At 62.7% G+C, this 23,758-nt stretch carries 27 protein-coding genes; 11 read left to right on the top strand and 16 right to left on the bottom strand.

The window, feature by feature from the left end; translation table 11 throughout:
* Positions 1–13 precede the first annotated feature (13 nt).
* Positions 14–826, top strand: a complete 813-nt coding sequence (mutM, locus tag ACP7E3_RS01215; protein WP_017845033.1) for a bifunctional DNA-formamidopyrimidine glycosylase/DNA-(apurinic or apyrimidinic site) lyase — start codon at positions 14–16, stop codon at positions 824–826.
* A gap of 122 nt (positions 827–948) precedes the next feature.
* Here the strand turns inward: mutM and ACP7E3_RS01210 are convergent, their stop codons facing one another.
* The 5 genes from ACP7E3_RS01210 to ACP7E3_RS01190 form a co-directional block, all read right to left on the bottom strand.
* On the bottom strand, positions 949–1,200 hold the full coding sequence (locus ACP7E3_RS01210) for a YfhL family 4Fe-4S dicluster ferredoxin (protein ID WP_003195146.1): 252 nt from the start codon (positions 1,198–1,200) through the stop codon (positions 949–951).
* A gap of 103 nt (positions 1,201–1,303) precedes the next feature.
* Entirely contained in the window at positions 1,304–1,783 is a 480-nt protein-coding gene (coaD, locus tag ACP7E3_RS01205; protein WP_003176711.1) for a pantetheine-phosphate adenylyltransferase, read from the bottom strand.
* Positions 1,784–1,886: 103 nt separating this feature from the next.
* A complete protein-coding gene (locus ACP7E3_RS01200; RefSeq protein ID WP_046381747.1) occupies positions 1,887–3,482 on the bottom strand; it encodes a GMC family oxidoreductase in 1,596 nt (531 codons plus the stop codon).
* A 36-nt stretch (positions 3,483–3,518) separates the two neighbouring features.
* Positions 3,519–4,064, bottom strand: coding sequence for a hypothetical protein (locus ACP7E3_RS01195; RefSeq protein WP_017845031.1), 546 nt, complete (start codon positions 4,062–4,064; stop codon positions 3,519–3,521).
* A 28-nt stretch (positions 4,065–4,092) separates the two neighbouring features.
* Positions 4,093–5,520, bottom strand: a complete 1,428-nt coding sequence (locus ACP7E3_RS01190; protein ID WP_057003959.1) for a coniferyl aldehyde dehydrogenase — start codon at positions 5,518–5,520, stop codon at positions 4,093–4,095.
* Positions 5,521–5,666: 146 nt separating this feature from the next.
* Between ACP7E3_RS01190 and ACP7E3_RS01185 the strand changes: the two genes are divergently transcribed.
* Both ACP7E3_RS01185 and ACP7E3_RS01180 read left to right on the top strand, forming a co-directional pair.
* On the top strand, positions 5,667–6,338 hold the full coding sequence (locus tag ACP7E3_RS01185) for a TetR/AcrR family transcriptional regulator (RefSeq protein ID WP_017845029.1): 672 nt from the start codon (positions 5,667–5,669) through the stop codon (positions 6,336–6,338).
* A gap of 33 nt (positions 6,339–6,371) precedes the next feature.
* Positions 6,372–7,226 carry a sulfurtransferase gene (locus ACP7E3_RS01180; protein ID WP_017845028.1) on the top strand — a complete coding sequence of 285 codons (855 nt, stop codon included), beginning with the start codon at positions 6,372–6,374 and terminating at the stop codon, positions 7,224–7,226.
* A gap of 27 nt (positions 7,227–7,253) precedes the next feature.
* Here the strand turns inward: ACP7E3_RS01180 and ACP7E3_RS01175 are convergent, their stop codons facing one another.
* From ACP7E3_RS01175 to ACP7E3_RS01160, 4 genes are all read right to left on the bottom strand, one after another.
* Positions 7,254–8,249: a hydrolase gene (locus ACP7E3_RS01175; protein ID WP_177031837.1), complete on the bottom strand. Its 996-nt coding sequence runs from the start codon at positions 8,247–8,249 to the stop codon at positions 7,254–7,256.
* Between the two features lie 62 nt (positions 8,250–8,311).
* Complete coding sequence (gene rsmD / locus ACP7E3_RS01170; RefSeq protein ID WP_017845026.1) at positions 8,312–8,929, bottom strand: 16S rRNA (guanine(966)-N(2))-methyltransferase RsmD; 618 nt, start codon at positions 8,927–8,929, stop codon at positions 8,312–8,314.
* The gene (locus ACP7E3_RS01165; protein WP_046381751.1) at positions 8,929–10,419 is read right to left on the bottom strand and encodes a M16 family metallopeptidase; all 1,491 of its coding nucleotides are present in this window, start codon (positions 10,417–10,419) and stop codon (positions 8,929–8,931) included. Before ACP7E3_RS01165 ends, rsmD begins: the two co-directional genes overlap by 1 nt.
* Positions 10,412–11,767, bottom strand: a complete 1,356-nt coding sequence (locus ACP7E3_RS01160) for a M16 family metallopeptidase (RefSeq protein WP_169863664.1) — start codon at positions 11,765–11,767, stop codon at positions 10,412–10,414. The genes ACP7E3_RS01165 and ACP7E3_RS01160 overlap by 8 nt, the downstream gene beginning before the upstream one ends.
* Positions 11,768–12,108: 341 nt before the next feature.
* Here ACP7E3_RS01160 and ftsY point away from each other — a divergent pair, with 341 nt between their 5' ends.
* The 4 genes from ftsY to rpoH all read left to right on the top strand — a co-directional run bounded on the left by ftsY (position 12,109) and on the right by rpoH (position 16,084).
* Entirely contained in the window at positions 12,109–13,413 is a 1,305-nt protein-coding gene (gene ftsY / locus ACP7E3_RS01155; protein WP_017845022.1) for a signal recognition particle-docking protein FtsY, read from the top strand.
* The gene (gene ftsE, locus ACP7E3_RS01150) at positions 13,410–14,081 is read left to right on the top strand and encodes a cell division ATP-binding protein FtsE (RefSeq protein ID WP_017476533.1); all 672 of its coding nucleotides are present in this window, start codon (positions 13,410–13,412) and stop codon (positions 14,079–14,081) included. The genes ftsY and ftsE overlap by 4 nt, the downstream gene beginning before the upstream one ends.
* The gene (gene ftsX / locus ACP7E3_RS01145; RefSeq protein ID WP_017845021.1) at positions 14,078–15,100 is read left to right on the top strand and encodes a permease-like cell division protein FtsX; all 1,023 of its coding nucleotides are present in this window, start codon (positions 14,078–14,080) and stop codon (positions 15,098–15,100) included. Before ftsE ends, ftsX begins: the two co-directional genes overlap by 4 nt.
* A gap of 129 nt (positions 15,101–15,229) precedes the next feature.
* Positions 15,230–16,084 (top strand): RNA polymerase sigma factor RpoH, encoded by an 855-nt coding sequence (gene rpoH / locus ACP7E3_RS01140; protein WP_017845020.1) that lies wholly within the window; start codon positions 15,230–15,232, stop codon positions 16,082–16,084.
* Positions 16,085–16,132: 48 nt separating this feature from the next.
* Here rpoH and mtgA read toward each other — a convergent pair whose 3' ends face one another.
* Positions 16,133–16,855: a monofunctional biosynthetic peptidoglycan transglycosylase gene (gene mtgA / locus ACP7E3_RS01135; protein WP_046487827.1), complete on the bottom strand. Its 723-nt coding sequence runs from the start codon at positions 16,853–16,855 to the stop codon at positions 16,133–16,135.
* Between the two features lie 74 nt (positions 16,856–16,929).
* Between mtgA and ACP7E3_RS01130 the strand changes: the two genes are divergently transcribed.
* From ACP7E3_RS01130 to trmB, 4 genes are all read left to right on the top strand, one after another.
* Positions 16,930–17,310, top strand: a complete 381-nt coding sequence (locus ACP7E3_RS01130; protein WP_017845018.1) for a DUF423 domain-containing protein — start codon at positions 16,930–16,932, stop codon at positions 17,308–17,310.
* Positions 17,311–17,395: 85 nt separating this feature from the next.
* Entirely contained in the window at positions 17,396–17,596 is a 201-nt protein-coding gene (thiS, locus tag ACP7E3_RS01125) for a sulfur carrier protein ThiS (protein ID WP_046381754.1), read from the top strand.
* Between the two features lie 65 nt (positions 17,597–17,661).
* Positions 17,662–18,456 carry a thiazole synthase gene (locus ACP7E3_RS01120; RefSeq protein ID WP_017845016.1) on the top strand — a complete coding sequence of 265 codons (795 nt, stop codon included), beginning with the start codon at positions 17,662–17,664 and terminating at the stop codon, positions 18,454–18,456.
* A gap of 9 nt (positions 18,457–18,465) precedes the next feature.
* A complete protein-coding gene (trmB, locus tag ACP7E3_RS01115; RefSeq protein WP_017845015.1) occupies positions 18,466–19,191 on the top strand; it encodes a tRNA (guanosine(46)-N7)-methyltransferase TrmB in 726 nt (241 codons plus the stop codon).
* Positions 19,192–19,334: 143 nt separating this feature from the next.
* Here trmB and ACP7E3_RS01110 read toward each other — a convergent pair whose 3' ends face one another.
* Genes ACP7E3_RS01110 through metX form a run of 6 tightly spaced genes read right to left on the bottom strand, consistent with a single transcriptional unit; the run spans position 19,335 to position 23,693 of the window.
* Entirely contained in the window at positions 19,335–19,658 is a 324-nt protein-coding gene (locus tag ACP7E3_RS01110) for a DUF3392 domain-containing protein (protein WP_003176691.1), read from the bottom strand.
* 19 nt (positions 19,659–19,677) lie between these two features.
* A complete protein-coding gene (gene hemW / locus ACP7E3_RS01105; protein ID WP_046381755.1) occupies positions 19,678–20,880 on the bottom strand; it encodes a radical SAM family heme chaperone HemW in 1,203 nt (400 codons plus the stop codon).
* Positions 20,877–21,473 (bottom strand): RdgB/HAM1 family non-canonical purine NTP pyrophosphatase, encoded by a 597-nt coding sequence (rdgB, locus tag ACP7E3_RS01100; protein ID WP_026139793.1) that lies wholly within the window; start codon positions 21,471–21,473, stop codon positions 20,877–20,879. The genes hemW and rdgB overlap by 4 nt, the downstream gene beginning before the upstream one ends.
* Positions 21,470–21,904: a DUF4426 domain-containing protein gene (locus ACP7E3_RS01095; protein ID WP_046381756.1), complete on the bottom strand. Its 435-nt coding sequence runs from the start codon at positions 21,902–21,904 to the stop codon at positions 21,470–21,472. The genes rdgB and ACP7E3_RS01095 overlap by 4 nt, the downstream gene beginning before the upstream one ends.
* Positions 21,905–21,925: 21 nt before the next feature.
* Entirely contained in the window at positions 21,926–22,546 is a 621-nt protein-coding gene (gene metW / locus ACP7E3_RS01090) for a methionine biosynthesis protein MetW (protein WP_017845011.1), read from the bottom strand.
* Between the two features lie 7 nt (positions 22,547–22,553).
* A complete protein-coding gene (gene metX / locus ACP7E3_RS01085; RefSeq protein ID WP_046381757.1) occupies positions 22,554–23,693 on the bottom strand; it encodes a homoserine O-succinyltransferase MetX in 1,140 nt (379 codons plus the stop codon).
* Positions 23,694–23,758: the final 65 nt, after the last annotated feature.

The raw sequence follows: 23,758 nt of genomic DNA, 5'->3' as shown, positions 1-23,758 counted from the left end.
TCACGAGGCACACATGCCCGAGTTACCAGAAGTCGAAACCACTCGGCGCGGGATTGCGCCGCACCTGGAAGGCCAGCGGGTCAGCCGCGTCGTGGTGCGCGAGCGACGCCTGCGCTGGCCGATCCCGGAAGACCTCGATGTACGCCTGTCCGGGCAGCGCATCGTGCTGGTGGAGCGGCGGGCCAAGTACCTGTTGATCAACGCCGAAGTGGGCACCCTGATCAGCCACCTGGGCATGTCGGGCAACCTGCGCCTGGTGGAAGTCGGCCTGCCGGCGGCCAAGCATGAGCATGTGGACATCGAGCTGGAGTCGGGCCTGGCCCTGCGCTACACCGACCCTCGGCGTTTTGGCGCGATGCTCTGGAGCCAGGACCCGCATAACCACGAACTGCTGATTCGCCTGGGGCCGGAGCCGTTGACCGACCTGTTCGATGGCGAACGCCTGTTCAAACTGTCCCGTGGGCGTTCGATGGCGGTCAAACCGTTCATCATGGACAACGCGGTGGTGGTGGGCGTGGGCAATATCTACGCGACCGAAGCGCTGTTCGCGGCGGGGATCGATCCGCGCCGCGAGGCCGGTGGCATTTCACGCGGGCGCTATTTGAAGCTGGCGATCGAGATCAAGCGCATTCTGGCGGCCGCCATCGAGCGCGGCGGCACCACCTTGCGCGACTTTATCGGCGGCGATGGGCAGCCGGGGTATTTCCAGCAGGAACTGTTCGTCTACGGCCGGGGCGGCGAGGCGTGCAAGGTCTGCGGGAGCGAGTTGCGCAATGTGGTGCTGGGGCAGCGGGCGAGTGTGTTTTGCCCTAAGTGCCAGAGCTGACTGTTGTGTGAAGGCTGATATCGCCATCGGGGGCAAGCCCCCTCCCACATTTTGATGTGTGAATACATTCAAGTGTGGGAGGGGGCTTGCCCCCGATGAGGCCTTCACAGACGCCACCAGGCTCAAGCCTTACCGGTAATCTTCCGGTACTTCTCCATCAACTGTTCTTCAGTCTCCGGATGGGCTTCATCCAGTGGAATGCAATCCACCGGGCACACCTGCTGGCACTGCGGTTCGTCGTAGTGGCCGACGCACTGGGTGCAGAGGTTGGGGTCGATCACGTAGATCTCTTCGCCTTGGGAAATCGCGGCGTTCGGGCACTCGGGTTCGCAGACGTCGCAGTTGATGCAATCGTCGGTGATGATCAAGGACATGGAAACTCCTGCCAGGGCAGTCAGCCAAGGCATCTGGAAAACTAATGCGCGCAATTGTGCCGCATTGGCGCCCGCAGTGCGAGCGGGCGCCGAGTGAGCGGTCTTACTTCTTGAAGCGCAGGGTCAGCGCATCAGCCACGGCCGGATGCACGAACTTGGTGATATCCCCGCCCAGGGCCGCGATTTCACGGACCAACGTCGAGGAAATGAACGAATAACGTTCCGACGGCGTGAGGAACAGGCTTTCCACGTCCGGCGCCAGTTGGCGGTTCATGTTGGCCAACTGGAATTCGTATTCGAAGTCCGATACCGCGCGCAGGCCGCGCAGGAACACATTGGCGTTCTGCTCTTTGGCGAAATGTGCCAGCAGCGTCGAGAAACCCACCACTTCGACGTTGGGCAGGTGCTTGGTGACCTCGCGCGCCAGCTCCACGCGCTGTTCCAGGGGAAACAGCGGGTTTTTCTTGGGGCTGGCAGCGACCGCGATGATCACATGGTCGAACAAGCGCGAGGCGCGTTCGACCAGATCGCCATGGCCTTTGGTAATCGGGTCGAAGGTACCTGGGTACAACACTCGGTTCATCGCGTCGTCCTGGCGGAGTCCGTTGGGGAACCGGATGGTATCGCAGCCGTCCCGGTCGGCCAAGTCGACTTATGCAGATAGACCCGCGAAATACCCTGTTTTTTCATGCCGTTTTCAGACGTTCGGCCAATGCGCTCGCCAGTTGCGCGGTCAATCCGTACACCGACAACTGCGGGTTGGCGCCAATGCTGGTGGGGAACAGCGAACCATCGTGGATCGACAGGTTGCGCAGTTGGTGATGGCGACCGAGGCTGTCGGCCACCGCATTTTTCGGCTCTTCGCCCATGGCGCAGCCGCCCATCACGTGGGCGCTGCCCAGGCAGGTGCGGTGCAATTCCAGGTTGAGGCCGTCGATCAGGCTGCGTGCTTCGGCCAGGGTCTTCACGTAGCGCGCATCGTGATGCAGCGGCTTGACCGACTTGGCGCCCGCCGCGAACTGGATCTCGGCCATGCTGTGGAACGCGCGGCGCAGGCCGTCCCAGGCGTAAGGCGACACCTGGTAATCGAGCACCGGTGTGCCGTCGCCGCGCAGTTCCACGCTGCCGCCGGGGCTGTCGGGGTGGAAGCCGTCGCGCAGCAAGGCGAGCATTGCGTGGGTATGTGGCAATTGGCTCATGTCCAGGGCGTTCTGGGTGCCGTAGCCGCCGAGCAGCGTACTGGCCAGCGCCGGGTGCAGCGGCGGCGCTTCGAGCTTGTACGACATTCTGCCGGTGGTGCCGTCCAGCCATTGGAAGTGATCGGAATAGATCGACTGCGGCGCGCCATAGAACGGGTTGATCACCTCGTCGAACAGCGCCGCGGAGAAGTTCACCAAATGCAAAAAGGTGCGCTTGCCCAGCCGCGAATGCGGGTCGGGGGCGGCCGAGCGCATCAGCAGCGCCGGGCTGTTGATGCCGCCGCCGGCCAGCACGTAATGCCTGGCCTTGACCGTGATCTTGCGTCCAGTCGGCGCCACGCAGCGTTCGTCCATGGCCACGCATTCCAGGCTATTGATGCGGTCGCCGCTGTAGACCAGGCGTTCGGCGCGGGCCAGGTACAGCAGCTCGCCGCCTTTCTCCAGGGTGGAGGGGATGGTGGTCACCAGCATCGACTGCTTGGCGTTGACCGGGCAACCCATGCCGCAATAACCCAGGTTGAAGCAGCCGCGCACGTTGCGCGGGATCACATGCCAGCTGTAGCCCAACTGTTCGCAGCCTTTGCGGATCACGTCGTTGTTGGCGTTGGGCGGCATGGCCCAGGGAGCGATGCCCAGGCGCTGTTCCATTTTTTCGAACCATGGCGCCATGTCCGCGCTGCTGTGGCCCTTGACCGCATATTCGCTGGCCCAGTGGCTGAGGGTGGCGTCCGGGGTGCGGAAGCTGGAGGTCCAGTTGATCAGCGTGGTGCCGCCCACGGCCCGGCCTTGCAGGATGGTGATGGCGCCGTCCTTGCTCATGCGGCCGATGCCTTCTTGATACAGGCTGGCGTAGGCCTCGTCTTCGAGCAGCTTGAAATCGCTGCTGGTCTTGAGCGGGCCTTCTTCGATCAGCAGCACTTTGTAGCCGGCGGCGCTGAGGATTTCGGCAGTGGTGCCGCCGCCGGCACCGCTGCCGATGATCGCTACGTCGGCTTCCAGCGTCAGGTCGCGGTCGAGGGCGGCGCCATTGTGGGTTTTCCAGCCGCGGGCCAGGCCGTCGCGGAACAGATCGGGTACAGGCATCGGGGTCGTCTCTTGTTTTTATTGGGGGGATGCGAATCAGATCTTCGGCGGCCCGGGGTAGCCGCAATGTGCCCACGACGCCGGCCGGAAGTACCAGGCCATGATCACCAGCTTGAGCAACGAACCCTGGCCCATGCGCAGCAGGTTCAGGTAGCTGTTTTCCCAGCGGTGCAGGAAGTTGCGGATCTGTTCGCCACTGGCGTTTTCCCAACTGCCCCAGATCCCGGTCAGTGGGCCGCGGGTGATGCCCATGCCCAGCACGTCGAACAGTTGCTGGGTCAGCTTGAACATCTCCGGCGACAGGTGCTGCAGGCTGTAGTCGAGTTTTTTCAGGGTGTCTTCAATCCCGCTGGCAACTTCCTGGGCGCTGGCCACGCCTTCCAGCAGCACCGGGATCACCGCGCGCAGAAACGGCAAGTCGCTGCTGCGCAACAGGGCAAAGCCGCTGGCCGGAGTGCTGCTGGAGCAACCGCTGAGGCTGGCACCCAGCCCTGCGGTAGCCAGGAAGGCGCTGGCGCACAGGCCGATTTTCAGGACGCCGCGCCGCGACAGCGCGGGTGAATCAGTCAGGCTTGGGTTCATTGTTATGGTTATCCCGAGGGTGGCGGTATCAGCGGATAAACAGCTTCTGGATCAGCTTCTGGATCGATTTGCCGTAGGGCGGGTAGATCAACTTCGCGGCGTTCAGGCGCTGCTTGACCAGCACGCCCTTGGCCTTGCTGAACGTGAGGAACCCTTCATGACCGTGGTAGTGGCCCATGCCTGATGGGCCGATGCCGCCGAAAGGCATGTCGTCCTGGGCCACATGCAGCAGCGTGTCGTTCAGGCATACGCCGCCGGAGTGGGTTTCGTGGAGTACGCGGTTCTGTTCGCGCTTGTTGTAGCCGAAGTAGTACAGGGCCAGTGGGCGAGGCCGCTGATTGATGTAGGCAAAGGCTTGGTCGATGCCGCGATAAGGCACGATCGGCAGCACCGGGCCGAAGATTTCGTCCTGCATCACTGTCATTTCATCGCTGACATTCAACAGCAGGCTGTGGGCCATGCGGCGTGCCTGGCCCTGGTCGTACAGAGGGATCAGGGTGGCGCCCTTGTCGGTGGCGTCCTTCACGTAGGCGTTGAGCCGGGCCAGTTGCCGTTCGTTGATGATGGCGGTGTAGTCCGGGTTGTTGGCCAGCGTCGGGTAAAAACCGCGAAGCGCCTTGCTGTAGGCCTCGACGAAACCCTCGACGCGATCTTCCGGCACCAGCACGTAGTCCGGCGCCACGCAGGTTTGCCCGGCGTTCAGGGCCTTGCCGAAGGCGATGCGTTCGGCGGCGTCCTTGAGGGGCACATCGGCGGAAACGATCGCCGGCGATTTGCCGCCCAGTTCCAGCGTGACCGGGGTCAGATGCTCGGCCGCCGCGCGCATCACATGTTTACCGATGCTGGTGGCGCCGGTGAACAGCAGATGATCGAAGCGCAGCCTGGAAAATGCCATGCCGACGTCGGCCTCGCCCAGCACCACGCACACCAGGTCTTCGGGGAAGACCTTCGCCAGCAGGGTCTTGAGCAGTTCGCCGGTGGCCGGGGTCGATTCGCTGAGTTTGAGCATCACCCGGTTGCCCGCGGCCAACGCGCCCACCAATGGCCCGATGGCCAGGTACAGCGGGTAGTTCCAGGGCACGATCACCCCGACCACGCCCAGCGGTTGGTAGATGACTTTGGCCGAGGCGGGCTGGAAGGCAATGCCTACAGCGCGGCGGGAAGGTTTCATCCAGCCACTGAGGTGTTTGCTCGCATAGTGAATGCCATGCAGGCTGGGCATCAGTTCGGCGAACAGGGTTTCGTCGGCGCTGCGATGGCTGAAGTCCTGGCTGATCGCATCGATCAGCGCCTGGCGTTCGTCGCTGAGCACTTCGCGCAAGGCCTTGAGCCATTGCTGGCGTTGCGCGGCCGGCGGCATCGGGTTGGCGGCATAGGCGCGGCGTTGGGCGTCGAACAGGCCCTGGAGTTGATCCAGTGTCTGGGAATCTTGCGGGTAGGCAACGTTGGCAGACATGGTGCAGTTCCGGATTGTTATTGGTCTGCCTGGATTTTTAGAGTTATTGCTCTAAATTGTCAAATGGCATTGCAGCCATAACTGGATTTATCCCGGCAAGGTTAGGCCGTAAGATGGTCGATCACGTGTACAGAAGCTGATCCCCTATGGCACCACGAGTAAAGACCAGCGAGCGCATTGTGCAAACCAGCCTGGAGCTTTTTAACCAGCAGGGCGAGCGCAGTGTCAGCACCAACCATATCGCCGCCCATATGGAAATTTCGCCGGGCAACCTGTACTACCACTTCCCCAACAAGCAGGCGATCATCGCCGTGCTGTTTCGCGAATACGAAGCCTTGGTCGACAGTTTCCTGCGCCCGCCCCAGGGTCGCACCATGGTGGTGGAGGACAAGCGCTTCTACCTGCAGGCGGTCCTGGCCGGCATGTGGCGCTACCGTTTCCTGCACCGTGACCTCGAACACCTGCTGGAGAGCGACCCGGAACTGGCCACCGGCTACCGGCGCTTTTCCCAGCGTTGCCTGATTCAGGGTGGCGCCATTTACCGGGGGTTTGTCGATGCCGGCATTCTCAATATGGACCCAGTGCAAACCGAGGCGCTGACCCTCAACGCCTGGATCATCCTTACCTCCTGGGTGCGGTTTTTGTGTACCACCAATGAAAAATCCACACATCTGAGCGCCGAAGCGATCAAGCGCGGGGTGTATCAGGTGCTGGTGCTGGAAGCGGGGTTTGTCACGCCGCAGGCCAAAGCGGCGGTGGATGCACTGTTCAAAGAGTTTTACGTGCCGTTGAACCAGGCACTGGAAGAAGTGAAGTAGGATCTTTCCCGAATTTGTTCACAGGAGTCTGTCATGCCACTTGCCCAACTGATCAGCCCCCAGCAACTGGCCGAGCGCCAACAGCGCGGCGCTCTGGTGATACTTGACTGCCGCTTTGCCCTGGAAGACCCGGACTACGGAATGTGCAGCTACGCCGAAGGGCATATCGAAGGCGCGCAATATGCCGACCTGGAGCGCCATCTCAGTGGGCCGGTGACCAAGGGCGTGACCGGGCGTCACCCGTTGCCGCAGGCGCAGACGCTCGCCGAGCAACTGCGTGCCTGGGGCATCAATGCCGATACCGATGTGGTGCTCTACGACGACGGCCCTGGTGTTTATGCCGCCCGCACCTGGTGGTCGCTGGCGTGGCTGGGCAAGCGTGATGGCGTGTTTATCCTGGACGGTGGCTTGAAGGCCTGGCACGCGGCCGGCTTCCCGTTAAGCCTGGATGCGCCGGTGATCGAGCGCGGCACCTTTGTCGGCACGCCGGACAATCGCCTGTTGCTGGATGCCAAGCAGCTGCAAAAACGCCTGGGCCAACCGGGCCTGACCCTGATCGACGCCCGCGCCCAGCCGCGCTTTCGCGGCGATGTCGAGCCTATCGACCCGATTGCCGGGCACATTCCCGGCGCGCAATGTGCGGCGTTCACCGAAAACCTGGGCAGCGATGGGCGTTTCCTGCCGGCCGAGCAGCTCAAGCAGCGCTTCGCCGCCCAGTTGCAAGGCCGTTCGCCGGATGAGTTGGTGGCGTATTGCGGTTCGGGCGTGACGGCGTGCCATAACCTGTTCGCCCTGAGCCTGGCGGGTTACCCGTTGGGCAAGTTGTATGCGGGCTCGTGGAGCGAGTGGATTACTGATCCAACGCGGGAAATCGCGACGGGCGACTGAGTTGTCCTGCGTGTAAACCCACCTTGTTTAACGGGGTTGTGTCAGCAGCCATTGCGGAATCCGCCGCTCCAGGTAGTAACCGGGGCGCTTCAGCGAACCGTCGACAAACCCCACATGCCCACCCTTGGCCAGCAATTCGAACTCGGTGCAATCCGACAACTCGCTGGCTTCGGGCAGGCTATGGGCGAAGACAAACGGGTCATCGGCCGCCTGGATGATCAGGGTCGGCGTGCGGATATCGCCCAGGTAGTAACGGCTCGACGCGCGGCGGTAATAGTCTTCGGCACTGAGGAAGCCATGCAGCGGCGCGGTGACCCGGCCGTCGAAGTCCCAGAACGTGTGCATCTTCTCCAGAGACCCGAGTGCCTCCAGGGCCTTGAGCCCTTCAGCACGACCATCCTGTAAAAAGCGGCTTTGCTTGACGCGGATATACGCCACCATCTCGCGCATGAAGTGCTTTTGGTACACCCGCGAAAAGCCCAGGCCGATGCGATCGGCGCACTGATCCAGACGAAACGGCACCGACACCGCCGTCGCGCCTTGCAGCCCCGAATTCGCGCCGGTTTCGCCCAAATGCTTGAGCAGCACGTTGCCCCCCAGGGAATAACCCACCGCATACAACGGCGCCAACGGCCGCTTGGCGCGCAGATGGGCAATCGCCGCCGCCAGGTCTTCGCTGGCGCCCGAGTGGTAGCTGCGCGCCAACAGGTTCGGCTCGCCCGAGCATCCGCGCCAGTTCAAGGCCGCACTGGCCCAGCCCTGGGCAGCGAGGGCTTTTTGCAGGCCGGCCACGTAAGGCGAGTTGGACGAGCCGGTCAACCCATGCAGTACCAGCACCAACGGCGCTTGCGCGTCATGGGGGCCATGCCAGTCGAGGTCGAGAAAGTCGCCGTCGTCCAGCCACAGGCGTTCGCGTGGGCGTTCGAGGTGCGTGGTCGGGCGCCACAGCGGCCCCCACAACGTTTGCAGATGAGGGTTGCCGAGGCCGAAGGCGGGTTTGAACAGGTCTGAAGAGGGGGTCATGACACTCTCTGTGGCACGCGGACTCACTGTGGCGAGCGAGCTTGCTCGCCACAAAAGCCCGTTCAGGCCGAGGGCTGTACCGAACGTTGCCACAATGCGTAATACACCCGCCCGGATTTTTGTTCCCGGTGCAGGCGCCAGCTGCCGGGCAGGCCCAGGCTGGATGGCGCGCTTTCGCTTTCAGTGTAGATCCACGAGTCCGGCGCCAGCCATTGGCGCTCTTCCAGCAACGCGCACACGGTCGGCAGCAGGTTCTGGTTGAACGGCGGGTCGAGGAACACCACGTCGTATTCGCTGGCGGCCTGGGTTTCCAGGTAGCGCAACGCGTCGGCGGTCTGCACCTGGCCGTTGGTGCAACGCAGGGTGCCCAGGTGTTCCTTGAGGCTGGACACCGCCACATTGCTGGCATCCAGCGCCTGTGCCTGGGCCGCGCCACGGGACAGCGCCTCGAGGAACAGCGCGCCGCTGCCGGCAAACGGGTCGAGTACCTTGGCCCCGGCGATGTAGGGTGCCAGCCAGTTGAACAGGGTTTCACGCACGCGATCCGGCGTTGGGCGCAGGCCCACGACGTCGGGGAAGCTGAGCTTGCGGCTGCCCCATTCACCGCCAATGATGCGCAGTTGGCCCACACCGTTATGCACGTTGTGGACAGGTTTTTTCGGGCGAGATGAACTGGCCATTAATGCTCCGGAACCCCGAGCGGCTGCTCGGCAGGTTTATCAGTGGGGGGCGGTAGTGGCTTTTGCGCAGTCGTCGGGCCGGCGGTCACGATGACCATCTTGTCGGCGCTCAGGTGTTTGTTCAAAGCCGCTTTGACCTGTTCTACGGTCAGGGCCTGGGATTGTTTCATGAAATCTTCCAGATAGCTCAGCGGCAGGTTGTAGAAACCCATGGCGCCCAGCTGCCCGACGATATCGGCGTTGCTCGCGGTGGACAGCGGGAAGCTGCCGCTCAGCTCGCGCTTGGCGTCATCCAGCTCCTTTTGCGTCGGGCCGGTCTTGAGGTAGTCGGCCAGCACGTCTTCCACCAGGCGCAGGGTGCCGCCGCTCATTTCCGCGCGGGTCTGCAGGTTGATCATGAACGGGCCGCGCACTTGCATCGGCGAGAAACCGGAGTAGACGCCGTAGGTCAGGCCGCGCTTCTCGCGCACTTCACTCATCAAGCGGGTGCCGAAGCCCCCGCCGCCGAGGATCTGGTTGCCCAGGGACAGGGCGGCGTAGTCCGGGTCGGCGCGATCGATGCCCAGTTGCGCGAACAGCAGGTGCGTCTGCTTGGACGGGAACTCGATATGGCTCAAACCGGCCTTGGGCTCGGTCGGCTGGGCGATCTTCGCCAGGGCCGGGCCTTTGGGCAGCGAGGCCGAGACCTTGGCAGTCATGGCTTCGGCCTCGGCGCGGGTCAGGTCGCCCACTACGGCAATCACAGCGTTACCCGCGGCATACGCCTTGGCGTGGAATGCCTGCAACTGCGCCTGGGTGATTGTCGGAACGCTCTCGGCCGTGCCTTCGCTCGGGTGAGCATACGGGTGGTCGCCGTACAGGCGCTTGAACAGCTCCAGGCTCGCCAGTTTGCCGGGGTTCTGCTTCTGATACTCAAAGCCGGCGAGGATCTGGTTCTTGATGCGCGCCAGGGAGTCGGCGGGGAAGGTCGGTTTGCCGATCACCTGGTCAAACAGCGCCAGGGCGGCGTCGCGCTTGTCGCTGTCGCTCAGGCCGCGCAGGGACACCAGCGCCATGTCGCGGTAAGCGCCATTGCCGAAGTCCGCGCCGAGGCCTTCAAAGCCGCTGGCGATCTGGCTCACATTCTTGCCCGGCACGCCTTCGTTGAGCATGGCGTTGGTCATCAGCGCCACGCCGGGGACGTTGCCGTCCTGGCTGCTGCCGGCGGCGAACAGGATACGCATGTCGAACATCGGCAGTTCGTGGGCTTCGACGAACAGCACCTTGGCGCCTTCGGCGGTGTTCCAGGTCTGCACGTCGAGCTTGCGGTTGGTCGGCGCCTTGCCGTCCAGCTCCGCCAGGGATTGCAGTGTGTGGGTCGACTGGGCTTTTTCCAGCGCCGGGCTGGCGACGGATTCGCTTGGGCGCAGGAAATACACCGCGCTCGCCGCGATCAGGGTGACGGCGATCAGGCCGGGCAGGATCAGGCGGCTGCTTTTGCGATCACTCATGAGCGGTCTCCTCAGGCAGGACATGGGCGACGCTGAGACGTTCGCGGGTGAAATAGGTACGTGCGGCCTTCTGGATATCGTCCGGGGTCACGCTTTGCAGGTCGGCCAGTTCGGTGTCCATCAGTTTCCAGGACAGGCCGACGGTTTCCAGGGAGCCGATGGCGGTCGCCTGGCTGGTGATCGAGTCGCGCTGGTAGACCAGGCCGGCAATGACCTGGGCGCGGATGCGCTCCAGTTCCTCGGCGGTCGGCGGCTTGGCTTTGAGTTCTTCCAGCAGGCGCCACAGGCCGGCTTCGGCTTGTGCGATGGTCTTTTTCTTCTGCTGGTTCGGTGTGGCGCTCAGGGTGAACAGGCTGTCACCGCGGGTGTAGGCGTCGTAGTTGGTGGAGGCGGAGGAGACCAGCTCTTCACCGCGTTCGAGCCGTTCCGAAATGCGCGCGCTGTAGCCGCCGTCGAGCAGGGCCGAGATCAGGCGCAGGGCTTGTACCGAACGTTTGTCTGGCGCGGTGGCCAGGCCGGGCACGTTGAAGCCCAGGATCACGCTCGGCAGTTGGGTCTGCACATGCATCGTCAGCAGGCGCTCACCGGGCTCGGCCAGTTCCAGCGGGATCTTCGCCGGAGGCACGTCACGCTTGGGGATCGGGCCGAAGTAGCGCTGGGCCAGGTTCTTCACCTCGTCCGGGGTCACGTCGCCGACCACCACCAGGGTGGCGTTGTTCGGCACGTACCAGGACTGGTACCAGTGGCGCAGTTCTTCGACCTTCATGCGGTCGAGGTCGGCCATCCAGCCGATGGTCGGCGTGTGGTAGCCGCTGGCCGGGAAGGCCATGGCCTTGAAGCGCTCGAAGGCCTTGGACATCGGGTTGTCGTCGGTGCGCAGGCGGCGTTCTTCCTTGATGACCTCGATTTCGCGGCTGAACTCGTCGGCCGGCAGGCGCAGGCTGGCCATGCGGTCGGCTTCCAGCTCAAAGGCGACGCCCAGGCGATCACGCGCCAGCACTTGGTAGTAGGCGGTGTAGTCGTCGCTGGTGAAGGCGTTCTCTTCGGCGCCCAGGTCGCGCAGGATCAGCGAGGCTTCGCCGGGGCCGACCTTGGCGCTGCCCTTGAACATCATGTGTTCCAGGGCGTGGGACAAACCGGTCTGGCCCGGGGTTTCGTAGCTCGAACCGACTTTGTACCAGACCTGGGAAACCACCACCGGCGCGCGATGGTCTTCGCGCACGACCACTTTGAGGCCGTTATCCAGGGTGAATTCATGGGTGGGTTGTGGGTCGGCAGCCAAGGCTGAGAGGGGCAGACAAACTGTGCTGAGCAGCAGGCCTGCGGCGCGGCGGGCTAGAGCATTCATTCGTTTTTAAACCTGTTGGGCTGCCCGCTTGGTCTTAGCGTCGGCGGGCGAGGAGGTGCTAGGATACTGATCCGATTTGGGGACGGCCACTGCGGTCGTCATACCGTTCTGGATTCAGTTGTAGGAATTTTGAAGTTTGCTACGGTTTTCCCCGACAATCTTCAGCTTTTCGCCGATGTTGTCGCTTCAATTCCATATTGAATCGATTTGTTGAGGCCTTTATTTACGCCTTACAAAATGTTGCGCATGAACGAGCGAGCGTTAAAGCAGTCTGTTCTGCATCGAATTTTTATTTACCGAGGCGCCCTTGGCGCGTCGCTACCTTGAGATAGCCGTCCTCCATGTTTGGTTCCAACGACGACAAGAAGAGTCCAGCTGCGGCTGGCGAGAAAAAAGGCCTGTTCGGATGGCTGCGCAAAAAGCCGCAGGAAACCGTCGTCGAACAGCCGCAGGTTCAATCTGAGCCGATCCCTGAGCCCTTGGTAGGTGCCGAACCGACCGCGCCGGTGGCGCAAGCCGAGCCTGAGCACAAACCGTGGCTGGCACTGCCAGTGGCCGAAGAGCCCGTGGCACTGGTCGAAGATGTGCAGGCCGAGCATGTGACGCCGCCGATTCCGCAGGTTGAGCCGGTGGCGGTCGAGCCGACTCCCGCGCCTGTTGTGGCCGCGGCGCCCGCTGTGATCGCGCCGTCGCCCGTGGTTGCCGCCGAACCGAGCAAAACCGGGTTCTTCGCCCGCCTCAAGCAAGGCCTGAGCAAAACCAGCGCGACCATCGGCGAAGGCATGGCCAGCCTGTTCCTGGGTCGGAAGACCATCGATGACGAACTGCTGGAAGACATCGAAACCCGTCTGCTGACCGCCGACGTGGGTGTCGAAGCCACCGCCGTGATCATCCAGAGCCTGACCCAGAAGGTCGCGCGCAAGCAGTTGACCGACGCCGATGCGCTGTACAAATCCCTGCAGGCCGAGCTGGCCGCGATGCTCAAGCCGGTCGAAGCGCCGTTGGTGATTACTCCGAAGAAGCCGTTCGTGATCCTGGTAGTCGGCGTCAATGGCGCCGGCAAGACCACCACCATCGGCAAACTGGCCAAGAAGCTGCAGTTGGAAGGCAAGAAAGTCATGCTCGCCGCCGGCGACACCTTCCGCGCCGCGGCCGTCGAGCAACTGCAGGTCTGGGGCGAGCGCAACAAGATCCCAGTCATCGCCCAGCACACCGGCGCCGATTCCGCTTCGGTGATCTTCGATGCCGTGCAAGCCGCCAAGGCCCGCAACATTGATGTGCTGATCGCCGATACCGCCGGTCGCCTGCACACCAAAGACAACCTGATGGAAGAGCTGAAGAAAGTGCGCCGCGTGATCGGCAAGCTCGACGGCGAGGCTCCGCACGAGGTGCTGCTGGTGCTTGACGCCGGTACTGGCCAGAACGCCATCAGCCAGGCCAAACAATTCCACCAGACGGTGCAACTGACCGGCCTGGCATTGACTAAGCTCGACGGCACGGCCAAGGGCGGCGTGATCTTCGCCCTGGCCAAGCAGTTCGGGTTGCCGATTCGGTATATCGGCGTCGGTGAAGGTATCGACGACCTGCGCACCTTTGAAGCCGAACCCTTTGTCCAGGCACTGTTTGCCGAGCGGGAGCGTTCATGATTCGATTCGAACAGGTCGGTAAACGCTATGCCAATGGGCATGTCGGCTTGCATGAGCTGAGTTTTCGAGTGCGTCGCGGCGAATTCTTGTTTGTCACCGGCCATTCGGGTGCCGGCAAAAGTACCCTGTTGCGCCTGCTGCTGGCCATGGAACGCCCGACCACCGGCAAGCTGTTGCTGGCCGGCCAGGATCTGGCCACCATCAGCAATGCGCAGATCCCGTTCCTGCGCCGCCAGATCGGCGTGGTGTTCCAGAACCACCAGTTGCTGTTCGATCGCACGGTGTTCAATAACATTGCGTTGCCGTTGCAGATCCTTGGGCTGTCCAAGGCGGAAATCATCAAGCGCGTGGACTCGGCGCTGGAGCGCGTGGCGTTGTCGGACAAGACCGACCTCTACCCCGGCGACCTGTCCACCGGCCAGCAACAGCGCGTCGGCATCGCCCGCGCCATCGTCCACCGCCCGGCCTTGCTGCTGGCGGACGAACCCACCGGTAACCTCGACCCGCGCCTGGCGGCCGAGATCATGGGCGTGTTCGAAGACATCAACCGCCTGGGCACCAGCGTGCTGATCGCCAGTCACGACCTGGCACTGATCGCGCGCATGCGCCATCGCATGCTGACCCTGCAACGCGGTCGCCTGATCGGTGACGGGGAGGCTGGCGTATGAGTGCGACACGCAGCCCCAAGGTTTCCGAGCGCGTGGCGCCGAAACCGGCCGACCCGCAACCGAAAAAGAAAAAACACGACGAAGACGACGGCCCGGATTTCGCCACGCTGCTGCGTGCCTGGATCGAAAGCCATCGTGCCAGCCTGCTCGACAGCCTGCGTCGCCTGGGCAAGCAGCCGATCGGCAGCTTTTTCACCTGCCTGGTGATGGCCGTGGCCTTGAGTCTGCCCATGGGCTTGTCGCTGCTGCTTAATAATGTGGAGCGCCTGGGCGGTTCCTGGCAGCGCGCCGCGCAGATTTCGCTGTACCTGAACCTGGATGCCAGCGCCAAAGACGGCGAAGCCCTGCGCGAAGAGATCAAGAACCTGCCGGGGGTGGCGGATGCCGAGTACATCAGCCGCGATCAGGCCCTCGAGGAGTTCCAGCAACAGTCCGGCCTGGGCGAGGCGCTCAAGGAGCTGCCGCAGAACCCGCTGCCGGGCGTGGTGCTGGTGACGCCGAATGAAGTCGACAAACCGGCCCTGGAAGCCCTGCGACAAAAACTCGCAGAGATGCCCAAGGTGCAACAGGCGCAACTTGATCTAGTCTGGGTAGAGCGCCTGGCGGCGATCCTCAAGCTGGGCGACCGCTTTGTGTTCGGCCTGACGGTGTTGTTGGTGTCTGCATTACTTTTGGTGATAGGTAATACCATTCGTCTTCATATTGAAAACCGTCGCACCGAGATAGAAGTGATTAAACTGGTCGGCGGCACGGACAGCTATGTGCGTCGTCCTTTTCTGTACATGGGCGCGCTTTATGGCTTCGGTGCGGGGATTTTGTCCTGGGGCTTATTGGCGTTCGGCCTGGACTGGCTGAACGACGCGGTCATCGGGCTGGCCGGCTTGTACGGCAGTGATTTCGCCCTGGCCGGGGTGCCGGTCGCCGATGGTCTGTCGCTCTTGCTTGGCGCGGTCTTGTTGGGGTATATCGGTGCGTGGATTGCGGTCGCACGGCATTTACGTGAGCTGGCACCGAAGTAGTTAATGTCAGATTAATGTGGTTTCGTTTGTATTGACCGTATCAGTGGTTTAGGGAACTTGTCCTACGGTTCCCGGTCAATTTTCGCAGTGCTGAACTGCACGAGTTATGTGAGTCGGAGGTTTTTTCGTATGACCACTTCTTTGCAACCTGTTTATGCCTTGGTCCCGGGTGCGAACCTGGAGGCCTATGTGCACACGGTCAACAGCATTCCATTGCTGACGCCGGAGCAGGAGCGTGAACTGGCCGAGAGTCTCTACTATGAGCAGGATTTGGGGGCGGCTCGGCAGATGGTGCTCGCCCACCTGCGTTTTGTCGTACATATCGCCCGTAGCTATAGCGGCTACGGTCTGGCCCAGGCTGACCTGATCCAGGAAGGCAACGTCGGCCTGATGAAGGCAGTGAAGCGCTTCAACCCGGAAATGGGTGTGCGCCTGGTGTCGTTCGCCGTTCACTGGATCAAGGCGGAAATCCACGAGTTCATCCTGCGCAACTGGCGCATCGTGAAAGTCGCGACCACCAAGGCCCAGCGCAAGCTGTTCTTCAACCTGCGCAGCCAGAAAAAACGCCTGGCGTGGCTGAACAACGAAGAAGTCCACCGCGTGGCCGAAAGCCTCGGTGTGGAGCCGCGTGAAGTGCGCGAGATGGAAAGCCGCCTGACCGGCCATGACATGGCCTTCGACCCGGCCGCCGAGGCGGACGACGACAGCGCCTTCCAATCGCCGGCCAACTACCTGGAAGACCACCGGTACGACCCGGCGCGTCAACTGGAAGACGCCGACTGGAGCGACAACTCCAACCACAACCTGCACGAAGCGCTGGAAGTGCTGGACGACCGCAGCCGTGACATCCTCTACCAGCGCTGGCTGGCCGAAGAAAAAGCCACGCTGCACGACCTGGCGCAGAAGTACAACGTGTCGGCCGAGCGGATTCGTCAGCTTGAGAAAAGCGCGATGAACAAGCTGAAGCTGTCGATCGCCGCTTAAAACTGTGGGAGGGGGTAAGCCCCCTCCCACATTTATTTCTGTGTTGTGTCAGTCGGACCAAGGCGCCTTGCGCGAATTGTTCAACTCAACCAGATAGCCATCCCCACCCAATTGGCTCATCTGCTGGCGAATCCATGCCGCCCGCCGTGCCACATAGGCCGTTGGATGGCTGGCGCTCCATACCCGTGGATTGGGTAGCACCGCCGCCAGGTAGCTGGCCTGCTGCCGAGAAAGCGCCTTGGCACTCACCCCGAAGTGATGCTGCGCCGCCGCTTGCGCACCGAACACCCCTTCGTCCCATTCCACGCTGTTGAGGTACACCTCAAGGATCCGCTGCTTGGGCCACAGCACCTCGATCAGCCCGGTAAACCAGGCCTCCAGGCCCTTGCGCAGATAACTGCGGCCGGACCACAGGAACAGGTTCTTCGATACTTGCTGGCTCAGCGTACTGGCGCCGCGGATCGAGCCGCCGCGCTCGTTGTGCAGGAGCGCCGCCTGGATCGCGCCGAAATCGAAGCCCCAATGTTGTGGGAAACGCTGGTCTTCACCCGCCATCACCGCCACTTTGAGGTCGTTGGAGATCTCATCCCACGGCACCCAGGTGCGCTGCAGGTCAATCGGTTCGCCGTCAAACCAGGATTCGATCTTGCGCTCCACCATCAGCGCCGTGAACGGCGGCGGTACGACACGAAACAGCAGCACCAGCAACACGCTGCCGATGGCAAACCATTTCACGGCTTTGAGAAAACGACTGAAGAGGACACGCAGCATAGAGATGGCTTGGCCGAACCCGTTGAGCGGGCCATTATACAGACCCTGCCCAATGAGTCTGACTGGAGTTCCTCATGCTGCGTGGCTTTCTGATGCTGGCTGCTTTTTTCGGCTTCACTGGTGTCGCCCTCGGTGCGTTCGCCGCCCACGGCTTGAAAAACCGCCTGAGCGCCGAGTACCTGGCGATTTTCCATACCGGCGTGACTTACCAATTGGTCCACACCCTGGCGCTGTTCGGCGTGGCGTTGCTCGCGGCGCACCTGCCTGGCCGCCTGGTCACGTGGGCGGGCGTGTCGTTCGTCGTCGGCATTCTGCTGTTCTCCGGCAGCCTGTACGTGCTGACGATGACTGGCATCAGCAAGCTCGGCATCATCACGCCGTTCGGTGGTCTGGCGTTTCTGCTCGGTTGGTTCCTCCTGGGGCTGGCGGCGTGGCGCTTGCAGCAGGCGGCCTGAAGCGCGCTACTGATCAAAGGGCCTTGGGCCAGCTACGCCAATCGGGCTAGAATGCTTGCCCCTAAAAACGATGGCGGCCCATGGCATGCACATTCAGTTGAACGGCGAACCCTTTGAACTGCCCGACGGTGAAACCGTTGCGGCCCTGCTGACCCGTCTGGACCTGACCGGGCGTCGCGTCGCAGTGGAGCTCAACCAGGATATCGTCCCGCGTAGCCAACACGTCGAGACTGCGCTCACCGAAGGTGACCAGGTCGAAGTGGTCCACGCCATCGGCGGCGGCTAGTCGTCCGGCGCCCAGGCGCGCCACCCCGGATTCTGCAGAACCTCACCCCACCTCGAGGATTTCCCATGAGCATCGTTCGTAGCGACAAGCCCTTCGTCCTGGCCGGTCGTACCTACCAGTCCCGTCTGCTGGTAGGCACCGGCAAGTATCGCGATATGGAAGAAACCCGCCTGGCCATCGAAGCCTCGGGCGCCGAGATCGTGACCGTGGCCGTGCGCCGCACCAACATCGGCCAGAACCCGGGCGAACCGAACCTGCTGGATATCCTGCCGCCGGACCGCTACACCATCCTGCCGAACACCGCCGGCTGCTACGACGCCATCGAAGCCGTGCGGACCTGCCGCCTGGCCCGTGAGCTGCTCGACGGCCACAACCTGGTGAAGCTGGAAGTGCTGGCCGACCAGAAAACCCTGTTCCCCAACGTGATCGAAACCCTCAAGGCCGCCGAAACCCTGGTCAAGGAAGGCTTCGACGTGATGGTCTACACCAGCGATGACCCGATCATCGCCCGCCAACTGGCCGAAATCGGCTGCATCGCCGTGATGCCGCTGGCCGGCCTGATCGGCACTGGCCTTGGGATCTGCAACCCGTACAACCTGCAGATCATCCTCGAAGAAGCCAAGATCCCGGTGCTGGTGGATGCGGGCGTGGGCACTGCCTCCGACGCGACCATCGCCATGGAGCTGGGCTGCGAAGCGGTGCTGATGAATTCGGCCATCGCCAATGCCCAACAGCCGATCATGATGGCCGAAGCCATGAAACACGCCATCGTCGCGGGCCGCCTGGCCTACCTCGCCGGGCGCATGCCGAAAAAACTCTACGCCAGCGCCTCCTCGCCGCTGGATGGTCTGATCAAGTAAGAGCCATTGATGACTGAATCAAACGAAACGCCGAACACCGTGGAACAGGGCGACGAGTCCAAGCACCGCCGCATCAAGAGCTTTGTGATGCGCGCCGGTCGCATGACCGAAGGCCAGCAAAAGGGCCTGGAGCAAGGCACGCCGCTGTTCGTCCTGCCCCTGGCCGACGCGCCGGTGGACTATGACCAAGTGTTCGGCCGTTCGGCCCCGCGCTCCCTGGAAATCGGCTTCGGCATGGGCCACTCCCTGCTGGAAATGGCTGCAGCCGCGCCGGAACAGGATTTCATCGGTGTGGAAGTCCATCGCCCGGGTGTCGGCGCGCTGCTCAATGGCGTGCTGACCCAGGGTTTGACCAACCTGCGGGTCTACGACTGCGACGCGATTGAAGTGCTCAACCGCTGCATCGCCGACAACAGCCTCGATCGCCTGATGCTGTTTTTCCCCGATCCATGGCACAAAAGCCGTCACCACAAGCGCCGCATCGTCCAGGCGTCCTTCGCGGAGCTGGTGCGCAGCAAGCTGAAAGTCGGCGGTATCCTGCACATGGCCACCGACTGGGAACCCTATGCGGAATACATGCTGGAAGTGATGAACGTCGCCCCTGGCTACCGCAACCTGGCCGAAGACGGCAAATGCGTGCCACGCCCGGCCGAGCGCCCGATCACCAAGTTCGAACGCCGCGGCGAGCGGTTGGGGCATGGGGTGTGGGATCTGAAGTTCGAGAAAGTCGACTGATCAGCCAGTAACTTGGAATGCGGTCAAAAAATGTGGGAGGGGGCTTGCCCCCGATAGCGGTGGGTCAGTCATAGAGTGGTTGACTGACACTCTGCTATCGGGGGCAAGCCCCCTCCCACATTGTTTTGTATCTGGCTTTAAATTCAGCGGCGGTCGGCGACGACGCCGATCAATACCAGCACCACCACCAATACCGGCGCCAGGCTGTAGTTATTGAACTGGCTCAGCCCCCGCACAATCCACGGCGTGGCGTAGATCAGCGCCGCGCCGCTGCCGATCATGCACAGCAGGGCCATCAACGGTACGCGCAAGGCGCCGGCGATGCTGCCGAGGCGGGCTTCGACCCAGCCTTTGATATCGGCGCCGAACAGCACCAACAGGCAGCCGACGAGGGCCAGGGAGATTTCCGACAGGTTGCTGCGGCTCCAGCGGGATACGGTGGCGAGCAGGTCGAGTACCAAATCCATTCGATTTCCTTAAGAGCGATCAGCTCAAAAACTTCTGCAACAGGTCATTGAGAAAGAGTTGCCCGCGGTCAGTCGCCGCCAGGCGTGACGGTTCGACCTGCATTAAGCCACTTTGTTCTGCCTCGGTGCGGCCTTGCGCGAGGCTTGCCAGCGCCAGCCCGGTGCGTTCGGCGTAGAGCTTGGCGTCGACGCCTTCGGTGAGGCGCAGGGCGTTCATCAGGAACTCGAACGGCAGCTCTTCGTTGGTCAGCGCGTTCGTGCCGGCCAGGAAGCTTTTGGCCGGGTTGAGGTAGTCCTTCGGTGCGCGGGTCTTCCAGGTGCGGACGATGCGCCCGTCCGGGTGGCTGAGCTTGCCATGGGCGCCGGCACCGATGCCGATGAAGTCGCCGAAGCTCCAGTAGTTGAGGTTATGTCGCGCCGCTCGCCCCGGTTGCGCATAGGCCGAGACTTCATATTGCGCGTAACCGTGTTCGGCCAGCAGCGCCTGGCCGGCTTCCTGGATATCCCACAGGGTGTCGTCTTCCGGCAGCGTCGGCGGCTGGTTCCAGAATACGGTGTTGGGCTCCAGGGTCAGTTGGTACCACGACAAATGGGTCGGTTTGAGCGCGATGGCCTGGCGCAGGTCGCTCAGAGCGTCGTCCAAGGACTGATCGGGCAAGCCATGCATCAGGTCCAGGTTGAAGTTGTCGAACCCGGCCTGGCGCGCCATGCCGGCGGCGCGCACGGCTTCATCGCCGTTGTGGATACGGCCCAGGGCCGCGAGTTTTTCCTGCTGGAAGCTCTGGATGCCGATGGACAGGCGGTTGATCCCCAGCTTGCGGTACGCCACGAACTTCTCTTGCTCGAACGTTCCCGGGTTGGCTTCCAGGGTGATCTCGATGTCGTCGGCAAACGGGATGCGTGCTTCCACGCCCTTGAGCAGACGGCCCAGCGCGGCGGCACTGAACAGGCTCGGCGTGCCGCCACCGAAGAAGATCGAACTCAGTTCCCTGCCATAAACCGCGTGCAGATCCTGATCGAGGTCGGCCAGCAGCGCATCGACGTACTCTTCTTCCGGCAACACGGGGCTGGCGGTGTGGGAGTTGAAGTCGCAATAAGGGCATTTGCGCACGCACCACGGGATGTGGATGTACAGCGCCAGGGGCGGAAGATGGGGCAGGGCCGCCCGTGGTGTTTGCGCGCCGCCGTGGATCAGCGGCTGCGCGGAGGTGTTCTGGGTCATTTCAAGCCCAGGCGCTGGCGCAGCAAAGCCATGGCACGGGCGCGGTGGCTGATCTGGTTTTTGTCGGCCGGGCTCAGTTCGGCGCTGGAGACATCGCGCTCCGGCACCCAGAACAGCGGGTCGTAGCCAAACCCATGCGCGCCGCTGGCCGCATGCAGGATGCGCCCGTGCCACAGGCCTTCGCAGAGGATCGGCAACGGATCGTCGGCATGTCGCACCAGGGCCAGCACGCAGACGAACTGCGCGCCACGCTCGGCATCCGGCACGTCCTTGAGCACATCGAGCAGCTTGGCGTTGTTCGCCGCGTCGCCTTTGCCGTCGGCATAGCGCGCCGAATAGATACCGGGGGCGCCGCCGAGGAAGTCCACCGCCAGGCCCGAGTCGTCCGCCAGCGCCGGCAGGCCGGACAGGCGCGCGGCATTGCGCGCCTTGAGGATGGCGTTCTCGACGAACGACAGGCCCGTTTCTTCGGGCTCGACCTGGCTGAACTCGCCGATCGAGCGCAGTTGCACGGACTCGCCGAGCATGGCCTGGAGTTCTTTGAGTTTGCCGGCGTTATGGCTGGCCAGCACGAGTTGAGTCAGGTTCATCAGTCCGCCGGAAACAGTTCCTGGTTGAATTGGAAACCATGGGCCTTGCCGCCGGTTTCAACGTTGATGGTGAAAACCCGCACTTCCTGTTGCGGTACGTTGTAGGGCGCGAGGTAATAGATCGCACCTTTTTCGGTAATCTGCTTGAACGTCAGGATTTCGCTCCTGCCGCTCAGGTCTTTGATCGTGCCGGTCACTTGCGCGGCCACGGGCGTCACGCCCTTGATCACGGTCACGTTGATCAAGCCCTTGTTCTTGCTGCGTACCACGCCGACAGCCTGGGCCGTATCGGGTTGCAGGAAGCTGGAGGTGAAGGTGTTGTAGTGTACGGTGATATCGCCAAATTCCTTCTGGCGCTTACTGTCGATGGCATCGGCGGCCATGGCGCTGACGCCCAGGCACGCGGTGAGTAGAAATACAGCCAGGCGTCTCATATTCGTCTTCCTCGAAAATAGTTAGACGGCGATCTTGTGGTCTGTCAGGCCCGGGCTGCTGACCCGGTAAATCCCGATTTCACCCAACAGGTTGGGCCATAGTTTACTCGCCCAGCCGTGGCGGTGCTGTTGATCAACGGCAAGGCGGTTGATCACCTTGGCTTCCCGCTCGCCACACAGGGCTTCGAAGTCTTCGAAGGTGCAAAAGTGGATGTTCGGCGTGTTGTACCACGTGTACGGCAGGAAATCCGACACCGGCATGCGGCCCTTGGTGGCCAGGTACCAGCGGCAGCGCCAGTGACCGAAGTTGGGGAAGGTGATGATGCACTGGCGGCCGACGCGCAGCATTTCGTCGAGGATGCGGTCCGGGTAATGCACCGCCTGCAGGGCCTGGGTCATCACCACGACGTCGAAGCTGTTGCTGGCAAAGTTGCCCAGGCCCTTGTCCAGGTCCTGCTCGATCACGTTGATGCCCTTGGCCACGCACTCGGCGATGTTGTCCGGGTCGTTTTCCAGGCCATAGCCGGTGACTTGCTTGTTGTCGCGCAGCCAGCTCAGCAGTTCGCCATTGCCGCAGCCAAGGTCGAGCACGCGGCTGCCGGCGGGTATCCAGTCTTGGATGATTTCCAGGTCGGCTCTCATGGCGTTCTCACAGAGTTATGCGGTTCATGTAGTTACTGAACGCCTGCAGATAACGAGGAATCGGGATCAGGAAGGCGTCGTGGCCTTGCGGAGCATCGATTTCCAGGTAGCAGACGTCTTTCTTCGCCGCCATCAAGGCATCCACCAGTTCCCGCGAGCGGGCCGGCGAGAAGCGCCAGTCGGTGGTGAACGACATCACGCAGAACTTGGCCGACGCGCCCTCGAAGGTTTTCGCCAGGTCGTCGTCGAAGTTGGCGGCCGGGTCGAAGTAGTCCAGGGCCTTGGTCATCAGCAGGTAGGTGTTGGCGTCAAACCGCCCGGAGAACTCTTCGCCCTGATAGCGCAGGTAGCTTTCCACCTGGAACTCGACGCTGTGGAAATCGTAGTTGAGTTTCTCGCTCTTGAGGCCGCGGCCGAATTTCTCGCCCATGGAATCGTCGGACAGGTAGGTGATATGCCCAACCATCCGCGCCAGCATCAAGCCGCGCTTGGGGATCACGCCGGCTTCCTGGAACGAGCCGCCGTGGAAGTCCGGGTCGGTCAGGATCGCCTGGCGCGCCACTTCGTTGAAGGCGATGTTCTGCGCCGACAACTTGGGGGCCGAGGCGATGGCCAGGCAATGGCGCACACGATCGGGGTAAGTGATGGTCCATTGCAGGGCCTGCATGCCGCCGAGGCTGCCGCCGATCACGGCGGCCCATTGCTGGATGCCCAGCCGGTCGGCCAGGCGCGCCTGGCTGTGGACCCAGTCTTCCACGGTCAGCACCGGGAAGTCGGCGCCGAAGGGCTTGCCGGTTTCCGGGTTGAGGCTGCTGGGGCCGGTCGAGCCGTTGCAGCCGCCGAGGTTGTTCAGGCTGACCACAAAGAACTTGTTGGTGTCGATGGGCTTGCCGGGGCCGATGCAGCTGTCCCACCAGCCGGGCTTGCGCTCGTCGACGCTGTGGAAGCCCGCGGCGTGATGATGGCCGGACAAGGCGTGGCAGATCAGCACGGCGTTGCTCGCCGTGGCGTTCAACTGGCCGTAGGTTTCATAGATCAGGTCGTAGGCTGGCAGCGAACGTCCGCAGGCCAGGGCCAGCGGTTCGCTGAAGTGCGCCATTTGGGGCACGACCAGTCCAACAGAATCGGGGGGAAAGGCAGCTGGCATCGACCCTGCTCTCGTTTAAATGAGGCGTAAGTCTAAAGACCGCTGCCCCTAGCGGCAAGCAAAGG

The organism is Pseudomonas sp. PSPC2-3 (genome assembly GCF_049898265.1).
Classification (GTDB): Bacteria; Pseudomonadota; Gammaproteobacteria; order Pseudomonadales; family Pseudomonadaceae; genus Aquipseudomonas; species Aquipseudomonas veronii.
The sequence above is the reverse complement of the archived record's forward strand: the minus strand, read 5'-3'. Positions and strand labels throughout refer to the sequence as shown.